Raw genomic sequence first — 23,836 nt, 5'->3', positions numbered from 1 at the left:
CACACCTAAGTCGGATAATCTGTTAAAAAGACGTATACATTACGCTGAAAATACCCTAATCATGCAGATTATCGTCATTAGGTGTGTAAAATGCCCGCAATTGAGCAGAATATCTGACTTAGGTGTGTTCCGTAGATACTAAATTTATCGATAGTTAAATTCCTTATATTTATCTATTCATGTTTAAGCATATTAGATGAAGTTTATGCATAGAGATGCATATCAGATAGTGCGACCACCTAGCTGCCTAGCTATCTTGATTAGAAACATGTCGATTCTTCAGCAAAACCTACCAAAGCTGCGCTATTTTGCACGCCAGGCCTAAAAGCCGACGCTAACACGCTGCAGAATCATAATCACTCGTATATGAACTGCCTCCCATTTCTTATGTCCAAGAAATAGGAGGCAGTTCAAAAAGAAGAGGCGGTTTTTCTGTGGATGAACTGCGTGACGTATAACATACCTGCACTTTTGGTAAAATAAAATCTGTATCTGTCTCTTCGGAGTAAGAAAAGGAGCAACTGTGGCTAATCATTTTCGCACTGATGAGCAACAGGAGTCCTCGTTTGATGACCGTTTTGGGGTAATTTCTCAGGATGATCTGAACCAGCTTGACCAGCAAGACGTTGTAGCTGATCAAGTTGAAACTCAGGACTTTTCTGCTGATGTGCCAGTGGCCCAGGCTGCTGAACCTGTAACAACTGTATCTGATCCATTTGCTTCTGGAGCAGAAGCTGTACACGTGGTAACTGCTGAGCAGCAAAACAACCCTGAGCAGGCACCTCTTGATCGTGCAAAGTTTTTTGCAGATCTAGCTCAAGATGCACCTAAGGTAGAGCGTACTGGTACTCCAACCATTTCTTTCAAGAACGCTTCGCTTGTGTATCCATCGCAGCCAAACCGTCCAGCACTTGATAACATCAGCGCTGATATCTACCCAGGTGAGTTTGTCTTTGTAGTTGGACACTCTGGTTCCGGTAAGTCATCTCTCTTGCGTCTTATCACGCGTGAGCAGAAGGCAACTCACGGACAGGTTATTGTTGCTGGTCAGGACCTTACACGTATGCGTAACTCCAAGGTTCCTTATCTGCGTCGCCAGATTGGCACCGTCTTCCAGGACTTTAAGCTTCTGCCCGATAAGACCGTCTATGAGAATGTTTCCTTTGCACTTGAGTGCATTGGCAAGCCTCGTCCTGTTATTGATATTCAGGTTCCAGAGGTTCTGCGTCTGGTAGGCCTTGGTCAAAAGATGAGCGCTTATCCAGACCAGCTATCCGGTGGTGAGCAGCAGCGTGTTTCTGTTGCTCGTGCAATGGTTAACCGCCCACCACTGCTTATCTGCGACGAGCCTACGGGTAACTTGGACCCAGCAATTTCTCTGGGCATTATGAAGCTTCTTGACCGCATTAATCGTGCGGGTACTACGGTTGTAATGGCAACACACGATCGCGAGATGGTTGACTCTATGCGCAAGCGCGTTATTGCACTTGAGGCTGGTCACATTGTCCGCGACCAGGAGAAGGGAGGCTATGGTTACTATGGGGCTCTCTAATTTTGGATATTCTCTGCATGAGGCCGGAAGCCACTTTAAAAGGAACTGGTCTACCGCTCTTGGTGCAATCGTAACCATCTTCTTGTCACTGTTCATCATCGGCCTGTTTATTCTTGGCTCAGCTCTTATCGAGAACATGGTAGGAAGTGTCGAGAACCGCGTTACTATCCAGGCATTTCTTTCTGATGATGCAGATCAGGCTGCAGTAACTGCTTTCCAGCAAGAAGTTCAAGGCTGGGATACGGTTGAGTCTGTAACTTATAAGAGCAAAGAGCAGGCTCTTGAGGAGTACCGCACAACCATGAGTTATCGCAATGCTTCTGATGCTGTTTCTGCTCTTGATGGCCAGAATCCAATTCCTGCATCTCTTGTGATCAAACTCAAGGATCCTAAGGATGTTCAAGACGTTGCCCAGCGTATTGCCTCTTCATCATCTTTTGCAGCCATTGCAGATAATAAGAGCAATCCGTCTGGTGATGTTCAGTATGGTCGCGAGACCGTTGAGCGTTTGTTTAGCGTAACAGCATACATTCGCATTGGCGCTATTGGCCTTGTTGGACTTCTGGTGTTTGTTGCCTTTGTCTTTATTAACAACACCATTCGTCTTGCTATTAATGCTCGTCGTCGTGAGATTGCCATCATGCGTCTGGTCGGCGCATCTAACGGCTTTATTCGCGGACCATTCCTTATGGAAGGCGTGCTTGAGGCTCTTATCGGTGCTCTTCTCGCCATTGTCGTTTTGGTTGTTGGAGCCCACATGCTTCTCCCGGTTATGGCAGAAAGCATGACCTTCTTGACCTTTGCTATTCCAACAACGGTCATGCTGGGTATGAGTGGCCTTCTGCTGCTCCTTGGCCTGCTACTGGGACTCTTTGGCTCTGCTATTGCTATGGGCCGCTATCTGAAGGCGTAGTAACTAAGCAACCTGGTACTTCAATTGTCAAAGTGAAGTATCAATTAAGAAAGTTTTTTGCATAAAGATTGCAAGGTAAGACCTCGTGAATACCGTTCACGGGGTCTTTTTGCGTTAAACGGTATTTACCAATTTGCAGGTAGAATGATATTTTTAAGGGTGAATTGTTAGGCCACGTACTTGAATAGGGGCCAAGTATGGAGACCAACCTGCACAAATTCCAGGCTTTTACTTCCGCGGCATATCACAGTAGCTTTACGGTGGCGGCAGAAGAGCTGGGATGCACTCAGTCGTCTATTAGTCGCATGGTGGCAAGTCTAGAAAAAGAGTGGGATGTCCGCCTGTTTAACAGGCATGGTGGCTATGTAAGTTTGACTCCTGAGGGAAAGACGCTTTTGCCTGTTGCAGAAGAGGTGTGCCAGGCATACAGCAAGTTGAGCAATCAAGTTAATCGCGTCAGTGCCATTGAGATGGGCAACCTTGTTATTGCTGCGCCTTCGAGCTTTCTTTCACGAGCACTGCCTGGCCATCTGAAGAAGTACATGACTGACCATCCAAACATCAAAGTTGAAGTTATTGAGTGTACGTATGGAGAAGCCCTGCGTCTTATTAGCAAGGGTAAGGTGGATATTAGTTTTACTATGACTCGCGCAACTGAGCAGGGATTTACTTCAACTTTATTTGATCATGATGAGGTTATTGTTGTTTCTCAAAAGGGACATTACGAGAAGGACCTTGAGACAATTCCTGTTAAGCGTCTTATTGAAGAGCCCTTTATTGTTGATATTGAGACGGCTCCTCTGCTTCAGAAGCAACTCAAAAACGCACGCATGACGTTTGCGTCATCGGATTCATTCACCATTATGTCCATGGTAGAGTCAGGTCTTGGTGTAAGTTTGTTACCACTTGAGGCAACAAAAGGTACAAATTTTGATATTGATGTACATCATCTGGAGACTCCCGTACATCGTAATGTCTTTATTACACATCGTGTAAAAGGCGAGATGTCGCGTACTACAGAAGAGTTTTTAAAGTATTTGAGTTAAAGATTGATGCATAGTTGTGTACGTTAACTATTTGAAAATTGCATAACTGTTATTAGATTTTGGTAAAGATGTAAAAAGATTTAACTACCGCTCGCGGTTGTAGCCTTTACGCTTACGGGTTTATCTGACGCCCAGAGGGCGCTACTTCTTTTTTCAAATGGCTTCGGGTGCAAACATAGTCTCATCAAGTTCTTCGTCCGAGTAATTACGGGAAGGAGTGGGACATGGCAGAAAATGCCGAGGCACCTGAGATGCAAAAGTCGTTGAGTCTATTCAACTTCTTTACCATCGGATTTGGTGCGATCATTGGTACCGGATGGGTGCTCCTGGTAGGCGACTGGATGGTTCTTGGTGGAGGACCATTCCCCGCGATGATCGCATTCGCAATTGGCGCAATTTTCCTTGTACCAATTGGATGTGTTTTTGGCGAGCTTACTGCTGCTATTCCAATTTCTGGTGGCATCATTGAGTACGTCGACAGGACATTCGGCCGCCCAATGGGCTTCTTTACCGGCTGGATGCTCCTTCTGGGTAACGCTCCACTGTGCCCTTGGGAGGCAATTGCTATTTCCACGCTTCTCACCGACCGCTTTGGTGCATTCCCAATTCTTTCTTGGCTGCGCTCCGTTAAGCTCTACACCATCCTTGGTGCAGATGTTTACCTGTGGCCAACAGTCATCGCTCTTTGCTTTGCCATTCTGGTCATCTTCCTTAACTTTAAGGGCGCTGGCGCAGCAGCTAAGCTTTCGAGCTTCCTGACTAAGGCTCTGCTGACTGGTATGATCCTTGCAATGGTTATCTCCTTTGCAACTGGTTCTCCAAGCAACGGCCTCCCACTCTTCTCCCAGGCAACTGAGGTTGCAGGTGGAGAGGGCACAAAGGCTACCAGCTTCTTTGGTGGCATCATTGCAGTACTTGTTATGACTCCATTCTTCTACGCTGGCTTTGACACCATTCCACAGCAGGCAGAAGAGGCTTCTGCTGACCTTGATTGGAAGAAGTTTGGCATCATTCCTGCACTTGCACTTATGGCATCTGGTATCTTCTATCTCATCTGCATCTATGCATTCGGAACCATGATTGACTGGCACGAGTTTGTTAAGTCTTCTGTTCCTGCACTTGCAGTTCTCGAGCGCATCAACCTGTTCTTCTACATTGCAATGCTCATCATTGCAACGCTTGGACCTCTGGGCCCAATGAACTCCTTCTTTGGTGCTTCAACTCGTTTGATGCTCGCTCTTGGTCGTAAGAAGATGCTCCCAGAGGCATTCGCAAAGATTGACCCTAAGTCTGGCGCACCTCTGACTGCAAACATGTTCATGGCTGGCCTGACCCTTGTTGGTCCATTCCTCGGCCGCAACATGCTTGTTCCTCTGACCAACGTTGCTTCTCTTGGCTTCATCTTCGCATGCACCATGGCTGGCGTTGCCTGCCTGCGCCTGCGTCAGACCGAGCCAGACCTGCCTCGTCCTTACAAGGTCAACGGTGGTATCGCAGGTATCCTTGCTGCAATTCTTGCTGGCAGCATCATCATCGGTCTGATGGTTGTTCCTTTCAGTCCTGCAGCACTGAAGCCAGTTGAGTGGATCATCACCATTTCTTGGATTGTTATTGGTATGGCCATCTTCATGATCTTTGGTCGTCAGTCTGAGAAGGCAGCAGCATAAGTTGCTTGCAAGCTCTAAAGGTTTCATCGGTACGTTGAACTAAGCACGTTATTTGTTTCTTTAGTTTGGATTTTTTGCGCCCAAAAAGGGTGGGCGCAAAAAGATAGTATTTATCATTTACTAGAGGGGGAAAGAAATGAGTAAGATTGCTTTTGTAGGCGGAAAGCTCGTTGACGGCACTGGCGCCGCTCCTGTTGAGGATTCTCTTGTCCTCGTAGACGACAAGAAGATCGCTTATGCTGGTCCTCGCACTGAGGTTCCAGAGGGCTATGAGGTCCGTGACATCCAGGGCCGCACCATTATGCCAGGTCTTATCGATACCCACCTGCACTTCTCCGGCAACCTAACCGACAACGATAACGACTGGGTTATCGAGTCCGTTGCTCAGAAGCAGGCATGCGCAGTCAAGCAGTCCTGGGACGCTCTCTCCCATGGTCTTACCACCGTCTGCGAGATTGGCCGCAATGGTATCGCAATTCGTGACCTCGTCAACATGGGTATCATGGAAGGCCCACGTATCTACGCTACCGGCCTTGGCTTCTGCCGCGTTGCTGGTCACGGTGACTGCCACCAGCTCCCACAGGAGATTTCCAAGAATGGTCACCCTTGGGGCGATCAGGTAGACGGTCCTTGGGATCTTCGTAAGGCAGTTCGTCGTCGTCTTCGTGAGAACCCAGACGCAATCAAGATTTGGGCAACCGGTGGCGGCATTTGGCACTGGGACTCCGGTCGCGATCAGCACTACTGCTACGAGGAGATCAAGGCAGTCTGCGACGAGGCAGCAATGGTTGGCATTCCTGTTTGGTCACACTCCTACAACAGCTTCTCCGCAGCTTATGACTCCGTCCGTTGCGGCTGCGAGCAGATGATTCACGGCTTCGAGCTTGATGCAAAGACCATGGACCTTATGTGCGAGCAGGGTACCTTCTTTACTCCTACCATCGGCTTCCTGCCAACTTGGTACGGGACTTATCCACCAGAGTGGACTCCAGAGCTTGACGCATTCCCAGGCGATACCGTCGTTGAGAAGGGCCTCAACCGTACATACGAGAACCTCCGTGCTGCTAACGAGCGCGGCGTCACTCTCACCATCGGCTCCGACTCCTTCAGCTTCGTAACTCCTTACGGCTGGGTCACCATCGACGAGATGTATGACTTCGTTGAGAAGGCTGGCGTTACCATTCTTGAGACCATCAAGGCTGCTACTCTTAACGGCGCAAAGATGGTTCACCACGAGGATGAGTTTGGCTCCCTCGAGGCTGGCAAGCTTGCTGACCTCCTGGTTGTCAAGGGCGACGTTGCTGCTAACATCCGCGACCTTACCCCAGATAACATGGAAGTTATCATGAAGGAAGGCAGCGAGGTTATTCGCGGCACCTTCTAAGAGGTAAACCAATCCCTTCTGGAGCCCCTATGCAGTCTCTGCATAGGGGCTCTTTTTTGCGTACAGGGATGGCGAGAAACCCGTTGAGGGTTCCGAAGTCTATCCGTCGAGATGTTCGTCGAGAAACCCGTCGAGATCTTTAGAACTTCTCGCCTTATCTGTGCATCGTCTATCACAAGGCACTTTAGGGTACATATCAGAAGATTCATTGGGTCAGCGCAAAAGGCGCTGGCTTCTACCTACAGGAGGATTTTTGGCTAGAAAACGCATACATAAAGGAAACCGTCGTCAGGGACGTGCAAAAGTCTCAAAGCGACCATCAGCGCTGCTTACAGGCACGCTGAGTCTTTCTCGCCCAGGAGTTGCTACCGTAAGCACCCCTGAGGGTACGTATGCGCTGGCAAAGCACGGGATTCATGAGGCAATGCACGGAGACGAGGTCCAGGTTTCGCTTGTCTCGGCCAAGGGAAAGACTCCTCTGGCAAACGTGCGCTTTGTGCTTACGCGAGCTACTCAGACGTTTTTGGGCATCTATCACGACGCCGGTCCACTTGGCGCTGTGGTGCCGCTGGATAGTCGCATCCAGCGAGATTTCTTTGTGCTTCCCGAAGATCCTTCTGTTGGACGTCATTACGTTTTTGAGGGCGACGTGGTTGTCGCGCGCATTACAGAGTATCCAACACGTAAAAGCGCTGCTGTAGTAACTATCGAGCGCCGCGTGGGATCAGCCGAAGATCTGGACATGAACGTTGAGGCAACTATTGCTTCGTATGGTTTGGCAACGGAATTTCCTATCAAGGCATTGAGACAAGCCGAGAAAATCTCCGTTGACGCAGATAAAGCCCTTGCAGAAGACGCTTCAAGACACGATTTGCGAGAAGAGCTGTGCATCACCGTAGACCCCGCAGATGCTAAAGATTTTGATGACGCCGTTGGCGCGCGCAAGCTTGAAGACGGTGACTTTGAGCTGTGGGTTCACATTGCAGACGTGGCTCACTATGTGAACTGGGATTCTCCCATTGACCTGGAAGCTCGCATGCGTACCTGCTCGGCATATTTAGTGGATCGCGTGCTGCCCATGTTGCCAGAAAAGCTCTGCAATGACGTGTGTTCTCTCCGACCAGCTGAAGATAGGCTGGCTATGTCGGTAAAGATGAAGCTGAGCAGCTCGGGCAAGATCCTTGGGGTAACCGCCATGAATTCTGTTATTCGTTCACGAGCAAGACTCAGTTATGACCAGGTAGATAGCTATCTGCAAGGAGACGCCGCGGCACTTGACTCCGTTGTGCCTAGAGAAGATGCTGGCGCAATCAAAGAAATGATTAACGTGCTCAATCAAATCCGAGCACTGAGAGAAGAAATTCGCGAGAAACGCGGCTCAGTAGATTTTGAAAGCGTAGAGACGCGCGTAGTGCTTGACCAGGATAACAAGCCTATTGGCGTGTCGGTGCGCGAGCGCACCCAAGCAACGGGGCTTATCGAGGAAGCAATGCTTGCAGCCAATGAGAGCGTCGCGCACATGCTCAGCCAGCATGACCTGGAGTCGGCATATCGCGTGCATGAGCAGCCTTCTCCAGAGTCACTTAAGCTTGCGGTCACTCCACTTGTAGCGATGGGTGCTCTTGAGCCAGATGTTGCATCGCGTATTGCCATTGGCGATCAGACGGCATTGCAAGAAGCGCTGGAGTCAGTCCACGGCACACGTTATTCTCGCGTGGTAAATGCACAGCTGCTCAGGGCTCAAAAACGAGCCATCTATCTGCCAACCAATCAGGGGCACTTTGCCCTAGGGGCGGATGCGTACTGTCACTTTACCTCGCCAATCAGGCGCTATCCTGACGTGATAGTACATCGTACGCTCAAGCGTTTGCTCCGCGGACAGACGGCGTCTCACGCAGAGCTCAGCGCGCTTCCAGATATCTGTAGCACCTGCTCTGAACAGGAGCGAAAGGCAGATGCGGCGGCTCGTGCTACGCAAAAGATTAAGCTGGCTGAGTACTATCAGAGCCGTCTGGGAGAAGAAACGTGGGGAACCATTGACGGCTGCGAGCGCTTTGGCCTGTTCATTACATTGGACGATACCTACGCCGACGGGCTTCTCGCCGTGAGGGATTTGGGTCACGAATGGTACGTGTATGATCAGGAGACTCTGGCGCTGATAGGGGAATCAACAGGCAAAACGTATCGTATTGGTGGACGTGTGCGCGTGAAGATTTCTGGCGTAAATGTGGCTCGTGGTCAGATTGATTTGGCACTTGTGGAATAATAAGCAGGTAGATTACGTGCGGGTTTATGAAGCACCCGCACAGATGATTGCATGATTGATATTGAATGATAGGTGAGTAAGATGGCACTTTCGGCACTTTCAGATGAGCTGATGCGCGCTGAAGGCATGATGATGCAGGACCAGAACGAAGAGGCTCTTGAACTGCTGCTTCGTTTGGCTGAAGACGCTGAGGAATATGTGGACTGCAACTGTCAAACCACAGATGAGGTGCAGTATTTTGCGTTTCCAACGTTATTTGACCGTTTAGCGTATAGGCGCGTGGAGAATGATCCTCGCAAGCTTGAGGACGTTCATGAGCCGTTTGATCGCCTGTACGGAGACCTTGCAATGGCTTACGTACGTACCGGCGATTACGAAAACGCCATGAATGCGCTGAAGACTGCCATTCGTTGGAACCCAATGAACTGCGGATTTAGGCTTGATTTGGCTGACCTGTTTAAGATTGCAGGAGATATTCGTGAGCATATTGCCCTGACATTTGGCGTCTTTGAGCGCGCAAGCGAGGCAAGGCATCTGACCAGGGCGTTTTTGAACTTCGCTGCGTGGTTTGAGGCTCAGGGTAGGCTTGAGCAGGCTGCAGCATGTCTGAGAGCTGCTCGTCGCTTTGAGGTTAAAGACAGCACGCTTGAGGCCGCTCTTGACCAGGCTACAGACACTCCTAAAGACCCTGATGGTCTTACCGACGAAGAGGCAAACGACCTGCTTGAGGCAGAGGGCCTGCCAACAGGTGCCAACGCCGAGATTGCGGTTTGCCTGCTGATGTGTGCGCAGGACTGCGCTGCCATGGGTGACAGAGCTACCGCAACTGAGATGACCATTCGCGCTCGCGATCTTGTGGGCGAGCAGGCGGCTCTTACGCTTCTGCAGCTTGTCCGCGACGCCGCAATCTCTGAGGGCTTCACCGCAGGTGGCAATCCCGTATCTGCTGACGCGATAGGCAATGCATCTGGCGAGAAAACCGATGCAGCTGAAACTTCAGATGGGGAAGGCAAATAAGTATGGCCGAGACCCAGGGAAAACAGCAGGGTAAGAAGTCTATTGCACGCAATCGCTCTGCTCGTCATGAGTACGAGATCGGCGAAACCTTTGAGTGTGGCCTGGTGCTTACTGGCACCGAGGTCAAGAGCCTGCGCGAGCGTGGTTGTCAGCTGACCGACACGTTCTGCCTCATTCGCGATGGCGAGGCGTGGATTCACGGCATGCACCTGCATCCGTACACCAATGGTGGCGTGTGGAACGTTGACCCAGATAGAAAGCGCAAGCTGCTGCTTCACCGCAGGCAGATTGACTATCTTGACGGAAAACTTCGCCAGAAAGGCTTGGCGCTGGTTCCGCTTGAGATCTACTTTGACGAGCATAACCGCGTCAAGTTGCTGATTGCGCTTTCGCAGGGTAAAAAGCTCTACGACAAACGTGCGTCTGCAGCCAAGCGCGATTCTGACCGTGAGATTCAGCGAGCTCTCAAGGAACGCAGCCGCTAGGAGCGCGTCGCTGCCGCACGCGAGCGTACCGCCGGAAGCGGCTGGCGCTCGGAGCGCGCCGAACTTCTCGTCAAAAATTTCGTGCGAATTTTATGAGAATCATTCCTATTTTCGGAATAATGCTTTAGAATCACTCAAGATTTGTTACTATCTGCATGAGCACTTAACCGCGGATAAGGGCCACGGTTAGTTGTCGTCCGCGTTAACTGCGCGAATAGAAGGAAAAGCGCATAAGCGCTTGGAGAGAGGAATAAAAATGGCAGAGACTACTTACAAGTTTGTTTGCACCGTTTGTGGCTATGAGGTTGAGGTTGACACTCCAGAGCTTCCTGAGGACTATGTTTGCCCAGTTTGTGGCGTTGGTCCTGAGATGTTCGAGCTTGTCGAGGAGTAAACTCCCCACAAATTAGTCGGATAGGTTATCCGCGCAAGATTGCACGTTGGTAACCTCTTTGATGATCACCCAAACAAAATCGTAAAAGCGATGTAGGATTTAACCTGCATCGCTTTTCGTATGCGCCTGCGTAATATGTACCGTTGATGTACGCAATGTGGTTGGAGTGGTTTTGAAGCACGCGTTACAAATGTCAGATTCGGTGGAAGTAGCTGCATTTTTGGCCTTCTCGGGCGGAGTTATGGACGCCTATTCCTACCTGGTGCGCGGCGGTGTTTTTGCCAATGCTCAGACCGGAAACTTACTGCTTTTGGGCGTAAATCTGACCAGCGGATCGTTTGAAAAGTGCCTCAAGTACGCTCTTCCAATTCTGGCATTTGCCATAGGTATTGCACTTTCGTATGCCATTCGAGCCATTGCGCGAGAAGAACATCTGCATTGGAGACAGCTGGCGGTTATCGTAGAGATTGCGCTTCTAGGTGTAGTTTCTTTACTTCCAACCGATATGAACCTGCTGGCAAACAGCTTGACGTCACTTGCGTGTGGCATTCAAGTCCAGGCGTTTAGAAAGCTCCACGGGCATGCGTTTGCCACCACCATGTGCATTGGCAACCTTCGCAGTGGAACACAAGAAATAGCGGCTTATATGCACACGCATGAGCCCATCCATATTGAAACCTCGCTGCTTTATTTTGGAACTATTTTCTGCTTTGTAGCTGGTGCGGTAGTGGGTAACTTGCTTATTCCATTACTGGGCACTCATATGATTTGGCTGTCACCTGCGGCGCTTCTCGTGGTTATTCTGGTCATGTTTATTGATCGCGAGAAACAAGTTCTAGAAGCTCACGGTAAGTCTGCAAAGTAAGCCGTTAAGTAGGCCACAAAGTAGACCGTTCCCAAAATAGTCATATCTTTTTTGAAAGAATGGCAGTTCGTGGGGTATACTCTCTACACTTTGAATTGCAGGCAACGTTGCGTGCGCCCGCAATTCAGGAACATTGAAAACTGCATGGTGGCAGTTTCGCTCATTATTGGGGGTGACTGGATTCGACAAGGTGAGTTTGCGGTGGGCAGCAAGCCGTGGTCTCCTCGCCACGTAAAACAGGGGTAACGTCAAATTGAATTGACAACACTCTTACTTTTGAGCCTCGTATGGCTCTCGCTGCTTAATTTAGTTCAGCGCGTCTAACTGGGATTTTCTCCTGTTCTCAGGGTGACGTCATTTTAGGGAGATGCTTGTAAGGACGTAGTTGGTATGCCTTACAAAAAGATTGATCCAACTGGAGCACCAAACGCCTGTTACTAAGTGTGCGGTACTTGAGATGTAATTAGTAACTGAGCTTGGAGACACCTGCCTAGGATTTGCTTTGGACCGGAGTTCGATTCTCCGCACCTCCACCATACACTCAGCACTCATGAATGGCGAGAAACCCTGCGATTCATGAGTACTTTTTTAAACGCAACATTGTGTTGCACGTCTGCAAAAGAGCCGCACTCCGATGTATTTGGAGTGCGGCTTTTGCTGTTTAGGGTTTATTTTTACGTTGGCGCTCGTTTCTTATTCGTTTAGCGGAAAGTCATAGGCTACGGGCAGTTGAGGGGTAATATTTAGTTAGCAAAATCTAACAAAAACTAAAAGGTAAGTCCAGACATCATTTTCTGTACGTACTGTCCGCCGGGCCAATGGATCGCTTCTACAGCGACTGACGCTGTAGAAAGAAAATAGAATCGAGGCATGTGATATGTCAAAGAATGCTACAAAATTTCAAAAAGTATTGATGTCCTGGGTATATCGCGGGAAAGAAATATTTAAGCCCCTTAATACGGGTTCCATTGATGAGCACGTGAGATGTGTACGCGAGTATGTGGCCAACATTTTCTTCTATACAAAAAATGGCACAACCATCATGATTGACGCAGGATACAGCTATGACCGCCTACAAGAAAAAATGGACTGGTTGGGAATTAATCCCAAGGATATCCAGCATATTCTTATTACCCATCAGGATACTGATCATATTGGCGCAATTGAGGCAGACAGCGACCAGCTCTTTGGTCATGCACAGATATATATTGGCGATGCTGAAAATAGGTATTTAACAGGAGAAACTCGTCGCCGTGTAATGAATGGCTGGTTTAAGTTGCCAAAGGTGAGCATTCCAAATAAAAAGACACTTCTGCATGATGGGGAAGTGTTTGAAATCGATGGGATAAAAATTGAAACCATTTTGGTACCTGGTCACACCTGGGGTCATGTAGTGTACCTAATCGACGATACGTATTTATTTACTGCCGATACCATCTGGCTGGGAGCAGACGGTGGTTATAGCTTTATTAATAAGCTTGCAGAAGATAATAAACTGGCTGTTGAATCGCTTGCAAGGCTAGAGGGCATTCTGCGTGAGCGCGGACTTAATCCCAAAATTATCACCGGGCATACAGGCTGGGCGGATGACATCAACTTTGTTTTTGCTCATACTGATGAAGTCTGTAACGTCAACAAGCCAGTTAAGGTCCACGACCCCAAGGCGCCATACGATGCTTATGATGAGCGCGATGATACTCGCGAAAACGCAACGAGCACACCGCTTCTTCCCTGTAATAGATAACGCTGGAGCAACAAAGAGCACATGATAATCGCACGTTAGGACTCTGTCAGAAATGGCAGAGTCTTTTTTGCAAATAGAAAGTAATCAGAATTTTAGATTTTCTCGTTGACATATTCCACAAGTGGAACTACTATCGTTATAAGATATTCAACAAGTGGAATATAAGGAGATGAGAGATTTGCTCAAGCAGGGAATTCTTGGTCTCTTGAATTATGGAGATATGTCCGGCTACGAGATTAAAACCATCTTTCAGCAGTCGCTTAATTACTTCTGGACTGCTCAGACAAGCCAGATTTATAGAGAGCTGCAGTCGCTAGAAAAAGACGGCTGGGTTACCTCAACGCTCGTTGCTCAAAAAGGAAAGCCGGATAAGAAGGTTTTCTCGATAACTGAAGCTGGCAAAGAGGAGCTTCAAAAGTGGCTGAGGGAAGACTCCCAGTCCTCGGTGCTGCGCATTCCGCTTTTGATGCAGACGTTCTTTAGGGGCGAGTGCTCCTACGAGGAAAACCTTGCGTTCTTCAAACGAATCGCAGATAACGCCTCCTCGTTTCCTGGTGGAAGTGAGCTGGCAGCTGGCGCGGTGGCCGCTTACGCAGCGCAAATGGGTGATCCAGAGAAGGCGTTGTTCTGGCAATTTACTATCGAGTACGGCAAGATGCACGAGGAAATGCTTAGGGCATGGAGCGAGAAGTGCATGAAGGAACTGGAGGCGCATCATGAACATTCTGCTCATTAATGGCAGTCCCAAGGGCAAAGCTAGCAACTCTCTGCGACTTGCTAAGAGTTTCGTTGAGGGTATCTCTGAGCAGCACGCCAATGAAGATGTGACTGTTGAGCAGCTCAATGTTGCCACTATGGACATCAAACCATGTAAGGGATGCTTCCACTGCTGGAAGAATACGCCTGGCCAGTGCATTATGTCGGACGATGAAGAAACCGTCATCCAAAAGCAGCTCTGGGCTGACCTGGTTTTTTGGAGTTTTCCGCTCTACTACTTCAACGTGCCTGGACTGCTGAAGAACCTCATTGATCGCCAGCTTCCCATGAGTCTGCCCTTTATGAGCGACGCAAATAGGGGATATGGAAGCGGCGCCCACGAGTCCCGCTACGATATGTCCGGCAAGAAGCACGTTCTCATCTCTACCTGCGGATTCTATTCGTCAGAGGGCAACTACGATAGCGTTACCAAGATGTTTGACCACATTCTTGGCCAGGGCAATTACGAGAGTATTTTCTGCGGTCAAGGCGAGCTCTTCCGCGTAAAGGAGCTTTCTGCACGCACCAACCAGTACCTCGAGCTTGTCAAAAAGGCTGGCACAGAATACGCTCAGGGCGGCATTTCTGACCAGACAAAAGCCGAGCTCAAAGTCTTGCTGTATCCAAAAGAGATGTTTGAGCAGATGGCGGATGCAAGCTGGGGAATTTCTCGCGATACAAGCGCTCAGGGCAGCAAACCTGCTGGCGAGAAACCCGTTGAGCAGGTGCCGTTTGACCATATCTTCACCTCTCAGATGGCGGCTTTGTACGACAAAACGGCTTACGACGGCAAAGATCGTGTACTTGAGATGAACTACACCGACCTTGGTCGTAGCTATCAGATTTTGCTGGATAAAGACGGCAGTAGGGTCTTTACTGACGGTAGCCTCACTACCACGACAAAGCTCAACACTCCGTTTGAGGTCTGGCAGTCTATTTCTCGTGGCGAGATTAGTGGACCAGAGGCGCTGGGTAAGCACCTGTATACCGTTGAGGGCGATTTTTCCTTCATGATTGATTGGGATAAGTATTTTGGTCCCACTCCTGGTAGTTCAGCTGAAAATGCGCAGAATACGTCGTCTGATGAAGTGGATGGCGCACAGAAAAACCCTCAGATGATTACAATGCTGCTTCCTTGGATTACCTTCTGGACCGCAACATCGTTTGACTCCCAGGTTGGCGCTATGATTGTGCTGCTTGTTACTGCTTTGATGCCGCTTATTATGAGGAACTTCAAGTTCACCATCTGGGACAGAATCTCATTTGCCCTGGTTGGAGCATTGTCTGCAGGCGTTTTTATGAGCGGAAATGGCGACGGGAATCTTATTGTCAATTTAGGTTACCTGGCTTTTGGTCTTATGTGGCTTGCATCATGCCTTACTAAGGAGCCTCTCTGCGCTGCATATGTTAAGTACAGCTACGGCGGAGATAGTGCCTACAATAATCCGCTGTTCATGAAGACAAATTATATTTTGGCTGCATGTTGGGGTGCTATGTACGTGTTGACAGCAATTTGGAGCTGGTTTGCAGTTCAAAATGGTGTGGGCGGTATTTTGGTTATTGTTAATAACCTGGTTCCTATTGGAATGGGTCTGTTTACGGCGTGGTTCCAAAAGTGGTATCCAGCTAAGATGGCAAGCGGAAAGTAAGCAGCTCAATCCACTACAAAACACCTACACGTCAAAAGAGAGCCAGTACTGAACACCTCCCATTTCTCGTGTCCAAGAAATGGGAGCAGTTCATACGCTGGCCCTCTTTTTGGGTTTCTCGCCATTTTGCTTTACCATAACCACATAAGGAGATGATGCGACATGAACAAAGCGGCTCAAGTAATCAAGAACCTTTCACAGGGCTTTCTTATCTCGGGTATTTTAAGTGCGCTCATGGGCGCATACTACCTATTCGCTAAGGCTGGGCTTCCTCTGCAAGATCCTCCGCTGGCGCTCAAAATTCAATACGAGATTGACTTTGGCGTTGGCGAGAAAATGTTTATGTTAGGTCTAACCTGCCTGTTTATCGGCTGCGTTGGCTATACCATTGCGTGGATTTGCTCCAAGACAGAAAAAGTTCAAGAGCCAGATAATCATCAAGCTGGAAGACCTTCTTGCCCTGGCGGAGCAAACTAAGGCGAGTGGGCAGAGGCACGCGGACCGAGGCTGCGGACTGACCTCGGCGTCTTGAAGTGCAACGGCTGAATTCATATTCGCCAGCAGTAGATGCGGCGCGGATACAAAAATTTGAACTATTTTCAAAACAGTACTGTCCATGTGAACTGTACTATTTATCAGCCAAATTCACTTTTTATGTGAATACTAATTTCTCTTAGATTTTGACTATCAATTTGTAAGAAAATGTAGGTGTAATATGCACATCTTTTTGAGGGGCCATCATGAAAAAAGGTTTTCTTAAGAGAATCTCAGTCTTTCTCACCATGGTTGTGGCATGCCTGTTTATGTCTATTAACACAGCTCAGGCACTTGATCGCCAGAAAGACGATAGTGATCTTACCCAGATCAACATTTATCAGTTCACGCTGACCAGAGACAACATGACTGTTCTCTCGCAGGGAACTGGCGTTAAGCGTGTAGAGATTCCTGCTTCAGATACAGGCAATCTTCCTTCAACCGCTTTTGTTGTTCAGCCAACTAAAGACGGTTCCAACCAGCAGTATGCTCAGCCTCTTTCGCTGAAGTTCTCTAATGCTGGCACCGTTGACGGTAAGTCTGTTGACGTTTATGTCACCATTAACTCGCTGGACCTTACCCTTAAGAATGCCAACGCAGATTACAACAACCCTAATAAAACCGATGTTCCTTTCTTGACGGTTGATGAGAACTGGGGAACTAAGTCTTTCCAGATTATGGACTACATTGACGTGAACCACCCCAGCTACACTGCTGATATGTTCAGGTCCTATGCAATCAACGCAAACGTGACTGTAGAGCTTAAGTACACCGATGGCACCCCTTGTGACCTCAAGCTTGTTATGCAGCCAAGTGATATTGACGTTGTTGGTACCACTGGCGCAAATGAGACCTTCTCGCTTATTAACGCTAATAGCACCATCGATAGCATTGTTATGAACAACAGAAACATTCTTGTTGAGAGCACCAGCGGCAATAAGATTACCTGGAATCCTGTTCGTGGAACCTCTGGTCCTGACCAGGAGAAGAACCTTGCAGGTTTTGCCGTTAAGTCCAAGTCAAGTAGTATGACGTTTGAATCAACCAGCGCGGCTACCAGCGGCAGCCTTTTTGGCGTATACACCGAGGCAATTACTCCAGCTCCAGTAAAGGCAGTTGATCCAGAGCAGGCTCCTGCTAAGGCCGGAGAAACCATTACCTATACCGGCACCTTTACGCTGCCAAGGCAGGGCATTGATACCATCGGCAAGATTAAGTCGATGAGCATGGTTGACACCTTTGACGAGCGCCTTGATTTCCAGAGCCTCACCGTAAGCTTTGACGGCCAGACCCTAACTGAGGGCACTGACTATACCGTTGCTGTTGATGGCCAGAAGGTTACGGTCAACATCAAGGATCACCTGCTCACCAAGGCAAATGGCGGCAAGAAGTTTGTTATTACCTACAAGACTGTTACCAACAGCAAGGTAGAAACTGATGGCTCCAACATTGATAACGAGCTCACACAGGTTGTCGACGGAAACGTTGCTCACTCCAACAAGGTAACCACTGAGCTTCTGTACGAGAAAACCCACGAGTTTGTAAGCGGCACTCCTAACAGGGAACTTCCTCAGGAGGTCCTGAACCTGCTTCCTGGCAAGCAGACCAGAATTCCTAACGGAACCACTGTTACCCCTGATCAGCCTCTTGGTGGTGTTACTCGCGTAGAGACTCCTGATGGAACTTGGGTTTTCATCGGTTACGATCACGATTCTGAGGTCATTGACCACAAGAATGCTCACTTTATTGGCGTTTGGGTAGTTCTGCCTCAGCCAAAGAAGGATGTCCTGGACGGTCAGGGCAACTCCATCGACGGCAACAAGGTAACTGCTGGTCAGGTTCTTACGTATTCCGTCACTTACACCAACACCACCAACACCGCTCGCGATGTCACCATCACCGATGTCATCCCAGAGCACACAACTTACGTTGATGGCTCCGCTGATAACGGCGGCACCTATAATCCAGCTACTCGTACCGTAACTTGGACACAGAACGTTGCTTCGGGCGACACGCTCACCGTTACCTTCCAGGTCAAGGTTAATAAGGGCGAGAAGGACGTTACGGCTGTTAACACTGCCCACGTCAGCGATGGTCTTATCGACACAGATACCAATACCACCACTAACCCTGTGGTACCTAAACCTCGCAAGTCCCGCACTCCTTACACTGGTGATGACACACTGCAAAACACGCTTATGTTTGCTGTTGCAGGCGGTGCAGCGCTTCTCTTAGCATTGGGTACTCTCAAGCTTCACGCAGCTAAGAACTAAGCTGCGGCGAGGTCGACACGCTCGCAGGCATAGCGCACGGTAACTTCAAGCCGCTCTCATTTTGAGGGCGGCTTTTTGTGTGCTCGCGCTTGTGGGCGTGCACGCTTGTGAGTGTGTGCGATTGCGTTCGTGCTCGGCGTGCGTAAAGCGCCGTTCAAGTGCACAACCGATGCTCGAAGCGCAAAGATTGCATTTCACGAGCCAGTTAGTGCATTTGAGTGACACGAGATCCCACATAAGAGATGCAACCGTTATTCTAAAGATGCCTTAAGGCGAGGAGACAAGCGGGGTGCAGTTCCGCTACAGCAAGAAATCGAAAGATTCGGTCAAGTAAGTTGTTTGGAAGTGTTATGGAAATTCGTGTAGTTGAAGAAAAGGGTCGCGCGCAAATCGAAGTGACCATCTTGAGCGGCCCCGATGACCCGCGCGTTTCGGGAATTGTCCGTCAGCTCCAAATGGTTGACGGAAAGATGACTGGATACGTTCCCGGTACTATCAACAGGCGCGTCGTTCTTCTCGCGGATGTGTCATGGATCCAAACGGACGGAAACGTGACTCTGATTCACCTGGTAAACGGCGAGACGCTGGAAAGTTCTAGTCGCCTGTCCGAACTTGAGGATGCTCTCAAAGATACGGCGTTTGTGCGCACTTCTCGTCAGGAACTGGTCAACTTAGATCAGGTTACGGGTATCAAACCCGCAGGTTCCGGTCGCATACTGCTGTCACTTGGCGAGAAAACCCTTGTTGCTTCAAGAAAGTACGCCGCCGAAATCAAACGACGCATCGGAATTGTGTAAGGGCTAGAGGCTTTTTCTTGCGCCGCAGGTCTAAGCGCCGAACGCCACCCGAACGCCACCCAAACGTCACCCGAACGCCACCCAAACGTCACCCGAACCCAATCGGAATGACACCAAAAACACAGTTTTAACAGTAGTTTTATCCCAGAGAAGGGAACATCATGGAACGCAATGAATCACAAAACTGGCAAGAAATTGAGCGAGAGACTCAGCAAGAATTTGATGAGGGACTCAATAAAACAGCAGGTCAAATTATGTGTAAAGGTATTTCTTCTGGAGCACTATGTTTTACCGGCATCTCGCTTGTGTATGGCGTCATTGCGCTGGCAATCAATTTTGGCGACAGGCAGAATAACATCACGCTCCTCACGCTGATTGCCGCTGGCGCTCTTTCGGGCATTTACCAGCAGATTTGGTTCAACTATCAGGCCCTGATTACCAAACTTAGCTACCTTCAGAGGTTCCTTGGCTTTAACGTTTGTCTGTTCCCAACACTTGTGGCAATGGCGCTTATTGGTGGATGGGTTCCAAATATGGCGCAGGCCTGGATGTCGTTTACCGCTCTGTACCTGGTTATTCTTCTGGTAACTACTCTGTTTTTCAACGCCATGTTCAAGAAAGAGGAACAGAAATACAAGGCTGCTTTCGAGAAGTATCAGGCGTCTCGTCGCGCGTAAAGTCGCAACTGATTCTGGATCGCGTAGCTGCGCCTGAGTTCTGCAAAGAATCGGTAGGTTTTGCCTGAAAACATAAAAGAATCGGTGGATTCTGCCTGATTTCTTCAAAGAATCTGTGTTCCAAACACAGATTCTTTGTACTTTTCAGGCAGACTTTTAGTGACGTGGCTTTGTATCCAGGTGTGGTTTCATGGGCGTTTACGTGGAGCCTGATTTTCTCGCCATGTCTGAACGATTTACCGAAAAAGTTCACCAAGTCTGAGCAATTTGCCGGTTTTTCCCGCCATGTCTGAGCTGTTTTACTCAGACATGATGTACTTTTCAGGCTCAAAGGAGCCTTCGCCGAGCTATACACAAAGAGCTCGGCCTGTTGAGAAGACCGAGCTCTTGTGAGTCGTACATAACCTGCGCGTCCAGCCAGCGCTTCGACCAGCACGTTTGCCGCGCGTCCAGATCGCGCGCACGAGCGGTTGCACTTATCGTTTCTTCAGAGCGTTCAGGATGCTGATGATGATGTGGTAGAGGAGCGCGGAGACTGGCCAGATAATCCAGGAGCTTTTCCAGTCCTTGGTGATAAAGCTGTAGCCCACGTAAAGCAAGGCAATTGCGCCAAAGTATGCCTTTGCAAGTGACCTGTACTTTAATGCGGTGGATTCGTAGTCCTTCTTGTTGCTTTTCTCGTCGTGAGAGAAATCGCCTTCCTGAAGAAGAACCCTGTAGCCATCTCTAAGAATTCCCGAGTAAACCAGCAGGTAAACGCCAAGAGAGACGAGAATTGCTGCCACGAAGAAACCAAGAGTAAAGGTGAGGCCAGTCCCATAGTACGAGGCAATAAGGAAGGGGATTGCGCTCAGGATGGTAAGGCAGACGCCGGCAGCCTGTTGCACGTATCGCAACGATTCTGTGGACTCGGCGCGCCTACGAACGGCAGCCTCGACACCATACTGGAGCTCGAGAGAGGCCTCCTTGAGCTGCTTAAACTTCGCGAGCTTCATGTCCTGGAGAATCAGCAGGCCAACGCCCGCAGCAATCAAGAGCATCATGATGCAAATGCCTGCGATACCCATCGCATCTGGAGAAATGTGCATTGGATCAAAGTAAAGCGCGTCTTCGCTGTATGTTGCAAGCGAGACAAGAAGCGCGGGCCCCAGGATAAAGAGGGTAATTGCACCTGCCGTGGGGCGAGAAGTTCGTGCGATTGCATCCAGGTATTCGGTGGCTGTGTCGAGAGAAACGCTGAGCTTCGGTGCCACAGTTTTGCTGGTAGATGCGTTGTCAGTGGAAGATTCGCCAACGGTGCCGCCGTCAGTGCTGTCCGTGGTGCTGCCTACGGTGCTTGCGGCAGCGGGATCCGAAGAGTCAACCTGCCCCGAAGAGGCCGCATAATCAACAGCGATGGCAGTGGCTGGAAGCTCTTCAAGCTCGTCTTTGAGCAGGTAGTCTGTGGAAACGCCAAAGAACTCGCTCATAGCCATAATCTTTTGAATATCAGGCATGGAAGCCATAGACTCCCATTTAGAAACTGACTGCCTCGAAACGCCAAGCTGTTGTGCAAGCTCTTCTTGTGACCAACCATTACGCTTTCTGAGGCTCATGATTTTCTCGCTCAGTAACACGGCTATTCCTTTCTGTTGGTGATGTGGTGGGATTCACATGTGATGGCTATTACTCTAAAAATTGCCTTGATTGCACACCACCAAGTTGAGTTGGAAATTTGTCAACTCTGAGTTGCGTAATAGTTTACCTGCAGAAATGTTATCAAATTTTGGAAAAATAGTTTTAAAAGTCATTTAAAATTTTTGTACGTTCGCAGAATATGTCGACCGGAGGCGACATTTGTTCAGTATGTATATGATAGTATCTGCTCACGGAGAAATTAAATAATCCATATCAGAAAGGAATGCGCTAAAAATTTTGTGCTTCTCGGCGTTGGGCCCGGCGCATAAATTTTGGCGTAAAAGTCACATGAAGAATTTAAAGGTCTGCATCGCTTCATCTGCTCTTGTAGCCGCATTGGCACTTGCTCCAGCATTTGCGCTGGCAGAGGGCACAGCGCCTGCTCCTACAAGCACTACCGGTGCTACTGCTACTACTGGCGTAACTCCTATTCCTGCACCAACTAGAGAGCAGCTCATGGATCCAACGGTTAATCCATACGCTCCTGAGGACGCATACTTCCTTCCTGATGTTACTAACCCAATTCCAGACGGATTTATGGTTGGCAACGCTGACGGCGTAGTCATTGTCGACAACGGCGATGGCACTGTTACCGTTAAGGGTCACTGGACTCCTGCGCTTGATTTTGACGAGGTCATTGAAGTTCAGTTTGTTCGCATTCCTGGCACAACTCCTGATCCAGATCCAACTCCTACACCTGATCCGGATCCAACTCCAGCTCCAACCCCTGATCCAGAGCCAGCTCCAGCACCAGAGCCTGCTCCAGCTCCTGCACCAACACCAGAGAAGAAGTCCGCTCTTCCTGCAACTGGTGTCGCGGACGTTGTTGTTCCAGCCTCTGTTCTTGCAGTAAGCGGCCTTGGTTTTGTTGCTGCTTCTCGTAAGGTCCGCAAGTAGGGGAAGAGCCTGCGGCTCCAACCACGGTCTCAACTGCGACGCCGACCGCGTTGCAAAGCCGACGGGTTTCTCGCCAGAAGAATATAACGTGCATGTAAAGCGCCTGACTTCGGGCGCTTTTTTGTGCGGAAACCGGGCGGGCAGCCAGACGGAAATTGGGTACACTCTGAATAACGAAATTCGGAGGTTGTTATGGACGATCAGCAGCAAAAATTCTCGCAGAACGGTGGCGTGGAGCAGGAGCCGACGCACCCATCTTCAACTGCGCTTGTGCTAGAAGGCGGCAGTTATCGAGGCATTTTTACCGCTGGAATTCTTGATGTACTTCGCGAGAAGGGCGTCACCAACTTTGAGAGCGTGTGGGGAGTTTCCGCAGGTGCCATCAACGCCGTGAGCTTCAGGTCCAAGCAGATGGGTCGCGCCATGCGCATTATGCTGGCCTTTAGGGACGATCCTCGCTTTCTTTCGATTCGCTCGTTGATCACTACTGGCGACATCGCAGGCGCGGATTTTATGTTTGACGAAATCCAAAACCACCTGGACCCTTGCGATAACGAGGCGTTCAATCAAAATCCCATGCAGATGTATGTGGTTGCGTCCGATGTTACGTTTGGTACGTCGGCATATCTGCACGTAAAAAAGTTCCCGGAAGACGTGACCATGGTCCGAGCGTCCGCGTCGATGCCAACGGTTTCTCGTATGGTTGAGCTGGACGGACATCGTTATTTGGACGGCGGAACAACCGATTCAATTCCGTTTGCGGCGGCGCTTGGTCTGCCCGACGGAAAAGCTGAGTACGCGGTTGACGTTCCCGACCACACGCCGGCAAAGAAAGCGCTGGTCATTGTCACGCAGGACAGAAACTTCGTAAAAACCGACGTCAACGAGCAGGTTGCCATTCGCTCGAAGCTCTATTCTGCATATCCGTACTTTGAAGCCGCGCTGGCTTCTCGCGCTGAGCGCTACATGGATCAGCGCAAACAGCTCTTTGAGCTGGAGGAAGAGGGTAGAGTGCTGGTGCTTGAGCCTCCCGAGCCAGTTGAAGTTAAAGTTAACGAGAAGTCCGGTGAGGCCCTGCTGTCTCTATACCTGACAGGTCGCCAAGTTGCACTTGAGCGCCTTGAAGAGATTAAAAGTTTTATCGAGTAGGGTGCGCGAGCTGGCACTCGCGCGATCTGCGGTGGCTCGCGCACGATTTGCGGTGGCTTGCACGCGACCTGCGCAGGAAGCACAAATTGACACG

The 23,836-nt window shown here is 49.4% G+C and carries 20 protein-coding genes and 1 other RNA gene; 20 read left to right on the top strand and 1 reads right to left on the bottom strand.

Annotated features, from left to right (window positions below; translation table 11 throughout):
- Nucleotides 1-523 precede the first annotated feature (523 nt).
- From ftsE to RWJ96_RS05450, 18 genes are all read left to right on the top strand, one after another.
- Complete coding sequence (gene ftsE / locus RWJ96_RS05535; protein WP_035428403.1) at nt 524-1,552, top strand: cell division ATP-binding protein FtsE; 1,029 nt, start codon at nt 524-526, stop codon at nt 1,550-1,552.
- Entirely contained in the window at nt 1,530-2,465 is a 936-nt protein-coding gene (gene ftsX / locus RWJ96_RS05530) for a permease-like cell division protein FtsX (RefSeq protein ID WP_035435664.1), read from the top strand. Before ftsE ends, ftsX begins: the two co-directional genes overlap by 23 nt.
- Before the next feature lie 197 nt (nt 2,466-2,662).
- The gene (locus RWJ96_RS05525) at nt 2,663-3,511 is read left to right on the top strand and encodes a LysR family transcriptional regulator (RefSeq protein ID WP_035428405.1); all 849 of its coding nucleotides are present in this window, start codon (nt 2,663-2,665) and stop codon (nt 3,509-3,511) included.
- A gap of 224 nt (nt 3,512-3,735) precedes the next feature.
- Nucleotides 3,736-5,178 (top strand): APC family permease, encoded by a 1,443-nt coding sequence (locus RWJ96_RS05520; protein ID WP_035428406.1) that lies wholly within the window; start codon nt 3,736-3,738, stop codon nt 5,176-5,178.
- 136 nt (nt 5,179-5,314) lie between these two features.
- Nucleotides 5,315-6,562: an amidohydrolase family protein gene (locus tag RWJ96_RS05515; protein ID WP_314019371.1), complete on the top strand. Its 1,248-nt coding sequence runs from the start codon at nt 5,315-5,317 to the stop codon at nt 6,560-6,562.
- A gap of 253 nt (nt 6,563-6,815) precedes the next feature.
- The gene (gene rnr / locus RWJ96_RS05510) at nt 6,816-8,828 is read left to right on the top strand and encodes a ribonuclease R (protein WP_314019370.1); all 2,013 of its coding nucleotides are present in this window, start codon (nt 6,816-6,818) and stop codon (nt 8,826-8,828) included.
- Nucleotides 8,829-8,909: 81 nt separating this feature from the next.
- Nucleotides 8,910-9,845, top strand: coding sequence for a tetratricopeptide repeat protein (locus RWJ96_RS05505; RefSeq protein ID WP_314019369.1), 936 nt, complete (start codon nt 8,910-8,912; stop codon nt 9,843-9,845).
- 2 nt (nt 9,846-9,847) lie between these two features.
- The gene (gene smpB, locus RWJ96_RS05500) at nt 9,848-10,330 is read left to right on the top strand and encodes an SsrA-binding protein SmpB (protein ID WP_035428410.1); all 483 of its coding nucleotides are present in this window, start codon (nt 9,848-9,850) and stop codon (nt 10,328-10,330) included.
- A 256-nt stretch (nt 10,331-10,586) separates the two neighbouring features.
- The gene (locus RWJ96_RS05495) at nt 10,587-10,724 is read left to right on the top strand and encodes a rubredoxin-like domain-containing protein (protein ID WP_035431550.1); all 138 of its coding nucleotides are present in this window, start codon (nt 10,587-10,589) and stop codon (nt 10,722-10,724) included.
- Between the two features lie 172 nt (nt 10,725-10,896).
- The gene (locus tag RWJ96_RS05490; RefSeq protein ID WP_396427215.1) at nt 10,897-11,589 is read left to right on the top strand and encodes a YoaK family protein; all 693 of its coding nucleotides are present in this window, start codon (nt 10,897-10,899) and stop codon (nt 11,587-11,589) included.
- Nucleotides 11,590-11,757: 168 nt separating this feature from the next.
- Nucleotides 11,758-12,125: a transfer-messenger RNA gene (gene ssrA, locus RWJ96_RS05485) on the top strand.
- 377 nt (nt 12,126-12,502) lie between these two features.
- Nucleotides 12,503-13,333, top strand: coding sequence for an MBL fold metallo-hydrolase (locus RWJ96_RS05480; RefSeq protein ID WP_314019367.1), 831 nt, complete (start codon nt 12,503-12,505; stop codon nt 13,331-13,333).
- Nucleotides 13,334-13,502: 169 nt separating this feature from the next.
- Nucleotides 13,503-14,069 carry a helix-turn-helix transcriptional regulator gene (locus RWJ96_RS05475; protein WP_314019366.1) on the top strand — a complete coding sequence of 189 codons (567 nt, stop codon included), beginning with the start codon at nt 13,503-13,505 and terminating at the stop codon, nt 14,067-14,069.
- Nucleotides 14,050-15,738 carry a flavodoxin family protein gene (locus RWJ96_RS05470; protein ID WP_314019365.1) on the top strand — a complete coding sequence of 563 codons (1,689 nt, stop codon included), beginning with the start codon at nt 14,050-14,052 and terminating at the stop codon, nt 15,736-15,738. Before RWJ96_RS05475 ends, RWJ96_RS05470 begins: the two co-directional genes overlap by 20 nt.
- A 162-nt stretch (nt 15,739-15,900) precedes the next feature.
- The gene (locus RWJ96_RS05465) at nt 15,901-16,215 is read left to right on the top strand and encodes a hypothetical protein (protein WP_314019364.1); all 315 of its coding nucleotides are present in this window, start codon (nt 15,901-15,903) and stop codon (nt 16,213-16,215) included.
- A gap of 263 nt (nt 16,216-16,478) precedes the next feature.
- Nucleotides 16,479-18,545 carry an Sgo0707 family adhesin gene (locus RWJ96_RS05460; RefSeq protein ID WP_314019363.1) on the top strand — a complete coding sequence of 689 codons (2,067 nt, stop codon included), beginning with the start codon at nt 16,479-16,481 and terminating at the stop codon, nt 18,543-18,545.
- A 350-nt stretch (nt 18,546-18,895) separates the two neighbouring features.
- Nucleotides 18,896-19,342, top strand: coding sequence for a LytTR family DNA-binding domain-containing protein (locus tag RWJ96_RS05455; RefSeq protein WP_314019362.1), 447 nt, complete (start codon nt 18,896-18,898; stop codon nt 19,340-19,342).
- Between the two features lie 161 nt (nt 19,343-19,503).
- The gene (locus RWJ96_RS05450) at nt 19,504-20,019 is read left to right on the top strand and encodes a DUF3021 domain-containing protein (protein WP_314019361.1); all 516 of its coding nucleotides are present in this window, start codon (nt 19,504-19,506) and stop codon (nt 20,017-20,019) included.
- A 476-nt stretch (nt 20,020-20,495) separates the two neighbouring features.
- Here the strand turns inward: RWJ96_RS05450 and RWJ96_RS05445 are convergent, their stop codons facing one another.
- Nucleotides 20,496-21,635 carry a helix-turn-helix domain-containing protein gene (locus tag RWJ96_RS05445; protein ID WP_396427214.1) on the bottom strand — a complete coding sequence of 380 codons (1,140 nt, stop codon included), beginning with the start codon at nt 21,633-21,635 and terminating at the stop codon, nt 20,496-20,498.
- A gap of 349 nt (nt 21,636-21,984) precedes the next feature.
- Here RWJ96_RS05445 and RWJ96_RS05440 point away from each other — a divergent pair, with 349 nt between their 5' ends.
- A complete protein-coding gene (locus tag RWJ96_RS05440; RefSeq protein WP_314019359.1) occupies nt 21,985-22,593 on the top strand; it encodes a hypothetical protein in 609 nt (202 codons plus the stop codon).
- 192 nt (nt 22,594-22,785) lie between these two features.
- Nucleotides 22,786-23,742, top strand: a complete 957-nt coding sequence (locus RWJ96_RS05435) for a patatin family protein (protein ID WP_314019358.1) — start codon at nt 22,786-22,788, stop codon at nt 23,740-23,742.
- Nucleotides 23,743-23,836: the final 94 nt, after the last annotated feature.

Source organism: Lancefieldella parvula (assembly GCF_963547875.1).
Classification (GTDB): domain Bacteria; phylum Actinomycetota; class Coriobacteriia; order Coriobacteriales; family Atopobiaceae; genus Lancefieldella; species Lancefieldella parvula_D.
The sequence above is the reverse complement of the archived record's forward strand: the minus strand, read 5'-3'. Positions and strand labels throughout refer to the sequence as shown.

Excerpts from the sequence above, each read along its gene's own strand:
- ftsX (WP_035435664.1), top strand. The coding sequence starts at position 1,530 with ATGGTTACTATGGGGCTCTCTAATTTTGGATATTCTCTGCATGAGGCC.
- RWJ96_RS05525 (WP_035428405.1), top strand. The coding sequence starts at position 2,663 with ATGGAGACCAACCTGCACAAATTCCAGGCTTTTACTTCCGCGGCATAT.
- RWJ96_RS05520 (WP_035428406.1), top strand. The coding sequence starts at position 3,736 with ATGGCAGAAAATGCCGAGGCACCTGAGATGCAAAAGTCGTTGAGTCTA.
- RWJ96_RS05515 (WP_314019371.1), top strand. The coding sequence starts at position 5,315 with ATGAGTAAGATTGCTTTTGTAGGCGGAAAGCTCGTTGACGGCACTGGC.
- RWJ96_RS05505 (WP_314019369.1), top strand. The coding sequence starts at position 8,910 with ATGGCACTTTCGGCACTTTCAGATGAGCTGATGCGCGCTGAAGGCATG.
- smpB (WP_035428410.1), top strand. The coding sequence starts at position 9,848 with ATGGCCGAGACCCAGGGAAAACAGCAGGGTAAGAAGTCTATTGCACGC.
- RWJ96_RS05495 (WP_035431550.1), top strand. The coding sequence starts at position 10,587 with ATGGCAGAGACTACTTACAAGTTTGTTTGCACCGTTTGTGGCTATGAG.
- RWJ96_RS05480 (WP_314019367.1), top strand. The coding sequence starts at position 12,503 with ATGTCCTGGGTATATCGCGGGAAAGAAATATTTAAGCCCCTTAATACG.
- RWJ96_RS05475 (WP_314019366.1), top strand. The coding sequence starts at position 13,503 with ATGAGAGATTTGCTCAAGCAGGGAATTCTTGGTCTCTTGAATTATGGA.
- RWJ96_RS05470 (WP_314019365.1), top strand. The coding sequence starts at position 14,050 with ATGAACATTCTGCTCATTAATGGCAGTCCCAAGGGCAAAGCTAGCAAC.
- RWJ96_RS05465 (WP_314019364.1), top strand. The coding sequence starts at position 15,901 with ATGAACAAAGCGGCTCAAGTAATCAAGAACCTTTCACAGGGCTTTCTT.
- RWJ96_RS05460 (WP_314019363.1), top strand. The coding sequence starts at position 16,479 with ATGAAAAAAGGTTTTCTTAAGAGAATCTCAGTCTTTCTCACCATGGTT.
- RWJ96_RS05455 (WP_314019362.1), top strand. The coding sequence starts at position 18,896 with ATGGAAATTCGTGTAGTTGAAGAAAAGGGTCGCGCGCAAATCGAAGTG.
- RWJ96_RS05450 (WP_314019361.1), top strand. The coding sequence starts at position 19,504 with ATGGAACGCAATGAATCACAAAACTGGCAAGAAATTGAGCGAGAGACT.
- RWJ96_RS05440 (WP_314019359.1), top strand. The coding sequence starts at position 21,985 with ATGAAGAATTTAAAGGTCTGCATCGCTTCATCTGCTCTTGTAGCCGCA.
- RWJ96_RS05435 (WP_314019358.1), top strand. The coding sequence starts at position 22,786 with ATGGACGATCAGCAGCAAAAATTCTCGCAGAACGGTGGCGTGGAGCAG.